This window comes from Sphingobium sp. ba1 (assembly GCF_000743655.1).
GTDB lineage: Bacteria > Pseudomonadota > Alphaproteobacteria > Sphingomonadales > Sphingomonadaceae > Sphingobium.
Map to the genome: position 1 here is coordinate 421415 of NZ_JPPQ01000069.1, position 5723 is coordinate 427137.

Consider the following 5723-nt stretch of genomic DNA (forward strand, 5'->3'; position numbering starts at 1 on the left):
GATAATGCCGAGCTTCTTGCCGCCGATGCGGTGACCGAGCATCCCCGACGGGCTCCAGCCGCGCCACTGGCCGGACCGGACCAGCTTTTCCCCTTCCGCCAAGCGGCGGGGAACCGAGAGGATCAGCGCCATGGTCATGTCGGCGGTGTCTTCGGTCAGGACGCCTGGCGTGTTGGTGACGATGATCCGCTTCGCCTGCGCCGCGGCCAGATCGATATGATCGACCCCTGCCCCGAAGCTGGCGATCAATTGCAATCGCTCCGGCGCGCCGTTCAGCAGGGCGGCGTCGATTGTGTCGTTGATGGTCGGCACCAGCACGTCGCACTGCGCCATGGCGCGGGCCAGTTCGGTGCGGCTCATCGGGGCGTCGCCGACATTGAAGCTGGCGTCGAACAGTTCGGCCATGCGCGCCTCCACATTGGGCGGCAGGCGGCGCGTGACGATGACGCGCGGCTTGGCAGGGCGCAGTTTCTTGGCCATGGCCCTGCCGCTATGCCCGCCTGCGGCGTCGGTCAAGCGGTTATGCGGGAATGACTGTCGCGACGGCGCGCGGCGGGCTAAGGGACGATCATGGGTGACATGGGAAATGGGTCTGGAATGAAGCTGTTGATGCGGGGCGCTGGTGTGGCGATGGCGCTGGCTATGACGGCGGCGAGTGTCGCCGCGCCGGGCAAGCCGGTGCCCTATTGGGCGTCGATCGCCCAGGACGAGGCGCGGATGCGCGTGGGGCCGAGCCTGGATTACCCGTCCAACTGGGTCTATCGCCGCCGCGATCTGCCGGTGAAGGTGGTGCAGGTGCTGGGACTGTGGCGCAAGGTGCAAGACCCGGACGGCGCGCAAGGGTGGATGCATGTGCGCCTGCTGAGCGACACGGCAACCGGCATCGTCAAGGCTGAGGTGGCACCGCTGCGGCAATCGGCGAGTGATGGCGCGCGGACATTGTTCCGGGCGGAGCGTGGCGTGGTCGGGCGGCTGTCCGACTGTTCGGGCGGATGGTGCAGTTTCGACGTGCGGGGGCAGCGCGGCTATGTGAAGGCCAGCGACGTCTGGGGCGCGACCGACCAATAGGATTGGACGCGCCTAACTTCGCATATTTCCCGCAAATCTTGAAATTATCGCATACCCCCTTGTAACTTTATTGCAAAATCGCGACGCGACGATGCGGCCTCACTGCCAGCCCCAAGATGGCAAAAACCCGGCCTGTAGGACAGTAATATTTGCTGTTCAGGGTGTGCACTCACCAGGCATAGGCTTTGGGCAACACGCCTTCCTCCGGCGTTGCGTAGCGGTCGCGCAATTTGGTCTGGCGGTTGTCGAGCGGCTGGGCGATGCCGTCGATCCAGACGGCGAGCGGCGCGGACGTCATTTCCAGCGGGTCGCCGTCCCATAGCACGACGTCCCCTGACCGTCCGGCCTTGAGCGACCCGATACGATCGCCCAGGCCCATGGCTTCCGCTGGCGCAGAGCTGATGGTGCGGAGCGCCTGGCCCCAGCTTAGTCCGGTCGCGCCGGGCACTTTGTTCAGCGCAACCATATTGCCCGCCTGCTGGGTGGCAAGGCGCAGTTGCAGCCCCTCGTCGCGGTCCATCAGGCCCATCGAGACGGCAACACCCGCCTTGACCATGCGGCCGACATTGCTCTGGGTGGCGGCGAGTTTTTCGAAGCTGGAGGGGAGATCGTCGAGGCCGCCCGCGATCACCGGCACTTTAGCGGCGGCGATTTGCGGCGCGACTATCCAGCCTTCGGCAGCGCCCGCAAGGATGAGTTTCAGTGCCGGGAAATCCTGTCGGAGCGCCAAGACAGCTAAAATGTCGCGTCCGCTTTCGACATGGACCATCAGCGGCATGGCGCCAGTGACGACCGGGACCAAGGCTTCGGCGTCGATGCGGTTCAGAAGCGCGTCCTTGGAACGGCCGTCATAGCTGGCGGGGGCTTTGGCAAACTCCTGGGCTTCGCGCAGCATCGTCTTGAAGGTCAGGATCGCGGCGGGGCGGCTGCCACCGGCGTCCTTGGCCCCCTCCTCGCCCATTTCAACATATTGGAAGGCGCGCGGCTTGGTGATCGGACTCATGTCTGCGCCGAGGTCCACGACCGCGCCTTGTCCGGCGAAAATGCCGGTGCCGGTCGAGGGGACAACGACGGCGCGGGTGATGCCCGCCGTGCGGCTGATCGCGACCGGGTTGGCCAGCGGGTTGATCGCGGGCGCGACGTCGATCGCGGCGGAGAAGGGCGAACGGGCGCTGGCGTCGTTGGTTTCGTTGACGGCCGGGACTTCGACCAGGCCGACGCGGGAGAAGCCGGAGACGAGGCCCGGCGTGACCCATTTTCCAGCGGCGTCGATGGTTTTCGTGCCGGGTGGGATGGCGATGCCTGCGCCTGCGGCGGTCACCTTGCCAGCGGTAATGACCACGGTGCCGTTGCGGATGGGTTCGGAGCCGTCGCCGATGGCGAGGGTTGCGCCGGTGATGGCGAGGGATTGGGCGAAGGCCGGGGTGGAGAGCAGCGCCAAGACGGCAATTCCTACCGCCGTTCGGTTCGAGCAGCTTCGAGCGAAGTCGAGAAGCGTCGGTCGAGAACTGCGCCCAGACACGGTTCTCGACAAGCTCGAACCGAACGGAATTTTGGGGGTGCGCTTACTCATTTCACGTCTCCCGCGCCGATCTGGCCGACTTCGAAGTCGCTGACGGGGCGCAATTTGGGGTTGGCGCTGTCGTAGAGCAGCGCGCCGTCGATCCAGACTTTGTCCGGCCGGGTATAGGTGCTGAACGGATTGCCATTCCAGAGGACGACATCGGCCATCTTGCCGACTTTGAGGCTGCCGGTCTGGTCGCTGATGCCCATGGCGCGTGCGGGATTGATGGCGAGCCAGGTCCAGGCGATTTCGTCGGGTATGTCTATGCCCATCCGGCGACCCGCGCCCAGGGCCTTGGCGGCTTCCTGGTTCAGGCGCTGGATGCCATTGTCATCGTCGCTATGGACGATGGTGCAGGCCCCGGCGCGATGGACCAAGGGCACATTTTCCTTGATGCCGTCATAGGCTTCCATCTTGAAGCCATACCAGTCGCCCCACAGCGCCGAGCAGATGCCATTGTCGCGCAGCAGGTCGGCGATCTTGTACGCTTCGACCGCATGATGGAAGGCGGTGACGCGATAGCCGAATTCCTTGCCCATATCAATGACATTGGCCATTTCATCGGCGCGGTAGCAGTGATTGTGGACGAGGATCTTGCCCTCCAGCACATCGGCCAGCGTTTCCATGCCGAGGTCGCGGGGCTGGTCCTTTCCGGCGGCGCGCTTCTTCTGATAGTCGCGCGCCTTGATCCAGGTGGCGCGGTTGACCGCCATATTGCCCATGCGGGTCGAGGGTTCGCGGCCCTTGCTGCCATAGACGCGCTTGGGATTTTCGCCGCACGCCATTTTGAGGCCATGGGGCGCGCCGGGGAACTTCATGCCCTGCATGGTGCGGGCGGGGACGTTCTTGAGCGTGACGCTGCGGCCGCCGAACAGGTTGGCCGAGCCGGGGAGAATTTGCAGGCTCGTGACGCCGCCATTGGCGAGCGCGCGGCTGAAGCCTGCATCCTGTGGCCAGATGCTATGTTCGGCCCAGACATGGGCGGTGACGGGCGCGGTGGCTTCATTGCCGTCGGAATGGGCATCGACGCCGGGCGAGGGATAGTTGCCCAAATGGCTGTGGATGTCGATGACGCCGGGGGTGACATATTTGCCGGTGCCTTCGAACACGGCGATGTCGGCGGGGATCGGTGTGTCCGCGCCGCCGATCGCCGTGACCTTGCCGTCCGACAGGAAGATGACGCCATTGTCGATGCGCCCGCCCTCCCCGTCGAAGATCGTCGCGCCGCGGATGGCGGTGGCGGTGGCAGGATAGGCTTTGTAGGTGGACGGATAAGGGTTTTCGGGTTCGGCCGAGCTGCCTTGGGTGGCAGCCGGGGCATCCTTGTCTTTCTTCGCGCCGGCGGGACCGGCTACCCCGGCCAGCAGGGCGGCGATCAACAACGGTGTTGCGCTTGGTCTCATGGCTTATCCTCCGAAGCGATCAGGTCGAGATGCATCAGGCGTTTGATATAGGGCGAGACGAGCAGGACAAGGCCGCCAACCACGATCGCGAACCAGCCGATGCGGCTGTAGACGTCCAGCACTTGGGTCACGCCGCCTGCGTCGCCGCTGCCGGTGGCGCGGGCGATGAGGCCTGCGATGAAATTGCCCGCCGCCATGGCGAGGAACCAGGTGCCCATGACGAGGCCGACCATGCTGGGCACCGACAGGCGCGTCATCGCCGAGAGGCCGACCGGCGAGAAGCAGAGTTCGGCCATGGTGTGGAAGAGGTAGATGAGGAAGACGAACAGGACAGGCGTGAGATTTTCGCCTGCCATCGCCGCGCCCGCCACCAGCACCAGGAAGCCCGCTCCGCACAGGATGAGACCGATGCCGAATTTCGCGGGCGAGGATGGTTCGAGGCGGCGCTTGTCGAGGATGGTCCACAGCACGGCGAACAAGGGCGCGAGCAGGATGATGAAGACCGAATTGACCGACTGGAACATGGAAGCCGGGACTTCCCATCCGAAGAGGACGCGGTCGACATTGCGGTCGGTGAAGATGTTGAGCGAGGAGCCGGTCTGTTCGAACAATCCCCAGAAGAGCGGGTTGAGCGCAATCAGAAACAGTGCGGCGAACATGCGGTCGCGGTCGACCTTGCCCAGCGTCTTCATCGTGCGCCAGACAATGTAAAGCACCGTCAGCGCGGCAAATCCGAGCAGCGCATAGCCCAGCAATTCGGCATAGCGGATCACCAGCCAGATGGCGACGACGCCGAGCGCTGCGCCGAGATAGATGATCCATTCCTGGCTAATGCCCGCCGTGACGGGCGCGCGCAACTGGGCGGGCGCCGGTGGCTCGCCTTTGCCCAGCAGCCAGGGTTTGAGCCAGACGAACATGACGAGGCCGAGCAGCATGCCGACGCCCGCCGCGCCGAAGCCCCAGCTCCAGCCGTACAATTCGCCGAGCAGGCCGCAGATGATCGGCCCCATCATCCCGCCGACATTGATGCCCATGTAGAAGATGGAGAAAGCCGGATCGCGGCGGGCATCGTCGCGGGGGTAAAGTTCGCCCACCAGCACCGAGATATTGGCTTTGAGGAAGCCGGTGCCTACGATGATGCTGGCAAGGGCGAGGTAGAAGCCGTTGAGGAACAGGGGATCCTGCCCGCCCGGCCCTTCGGTGATGGCGATCAGGAAATGGCCGATGGCGATGAAGACGCCGCCCACCAGCACCGCCTTGCGCGGGCCCAGGAAACGATCGGCCAGATAGCCGCCGATGACCGGGGTGATATAGACCAGCGAGGTATAGGCCCCGTAGAGCAGATAGGCGCGATCTTCGCCGAAGAGGAAATGTTTGGTGAGGTAGAAGATCAGGATGGCGCGCATGCCGTAATAGGAAAAACGCTCCCACATCTCCGCGAAGAACAGCAGGAACAGGCCGCGCGGATGGCCGAGCCAGGTCTTGCCCGCTGCCTCCACGCCAGGAATCGAGGTCGCCATCGGGAACCCTTGTCATATGGTTTGACCGGCCCGCCGAACGGAGGCCGAATGATGGCCAGAGAGTAGAGCCAAATTCGCGTCTGTCAAAAACACAGGCGGCCCTTGCGTCATGGCGGCGGCCGGGCCATTTGTCGCGGCGATGTTCAACGACCTCTCCTCCCCCCTCGC

General features: G+C 64.6%; 4 protein-coding genes and 1 pseudogene. 1 reads left to right on the forward strand and 4 read right to left on the reverse strand.

Features of this window, described 5'->3' with window-relative positions; genetic code table 11:
• Positions 1–480 (reverse strand): annotated as a pseudogene (locus IL54_RS22715) (D-glycerate dehydrogenase); the annotation flags it as partial.
• Positions 481–570: 90 nt separating this feature from the next.
• Here IL54_RS22715 and IL54_RS05065 point away from each other — a divergent pair.
• Entirely contained in the window at positions 571–1068 is a 498-nt protein-coding gene (locus tag IL54_RS05065; RefSeq protein WP_037473694.1) for an SH3 domain-containing protein, read from the forward strand.
• 169 nt (positions 1069–1237) lie between these two features.
• Here IL54_RS05065 and IL54_RS05070 read toward each other — a convergent pair whose 3' ends face one another.
• Genes IL54_RS05070 through IL54_RS05080 form a run of 3 tightly spaced genes read right to left on the reverse strand, consistent with a single transcriptional unit; the run spans position 1238 to position 5555 of the window.
• A complete protein-coding gene (locus IL54_RS05070; protein WP_237748787.1) occupies positions 1238–2641 on the reverse strand; it encodes an amidohydrolase family protein in 1404 nt (467 codons plus the stop codon).
• Positions 2638–4035 carry an amidohydrolase gene (locus IL54_RS05075; RefSeq protein ID WP_037473695.1) on the reverse strand — a complete coding sequence of 466 codons (1398 nt, stop codon included), beginning with the start codon at positions 4033–4035 and terminating at the stop codon, positions 2638–2640. Before IL54_RS05075 ends, IL54_RS05070 begins: the two co-directional genes overlap by 4 nt.
• Positions 4032–5555, reverse strand: coding sequence for a peptide MFS transporter (locus IL54_RS05080; RefSeq protein ID WP_037473697.1), 1524 nt, complete (start codon positions 5553–5555; stop codon positions 4032–4034). The genes IL54_RS05075 and IL54_RS05080 overlap by 4 nt, the downstream gene beginning before the upstream one ends.
• Positions 5556–5723 lie beyond the last annotated feature (168 nt).

Coding starts and splice junctions, on each gene's coding strand:
- IL54_RS05075 (WP_037473695.1), bottom strand. CDS start 4,035: ATGAGACCAAGCGCAACACCGTTGTTGATCGCCGCCCTGCTGGCCGGG.
- IL54_RS05065 (WP_037473694.1), top strand. CDS start 571: ATGGGTGACATGGGAAATGGGTCTGGAATGAAGCTGTTGATGCGGGGC.
- IL54_RS05080 (WP_037473697.1), bottom strand. CDS start 5,555: ATGGCGACCTCGATTCCTGGCGTGGAGGCAGCGGGCAAGACCTGGCTC.
- IL54_RS05070 (WP_237748787.1), bottom strand. CDS start 2,641: ATGAGTAAGCGCACCCCCAAAATTCCGTTCGGTTCGAGCTTGTCGAGA.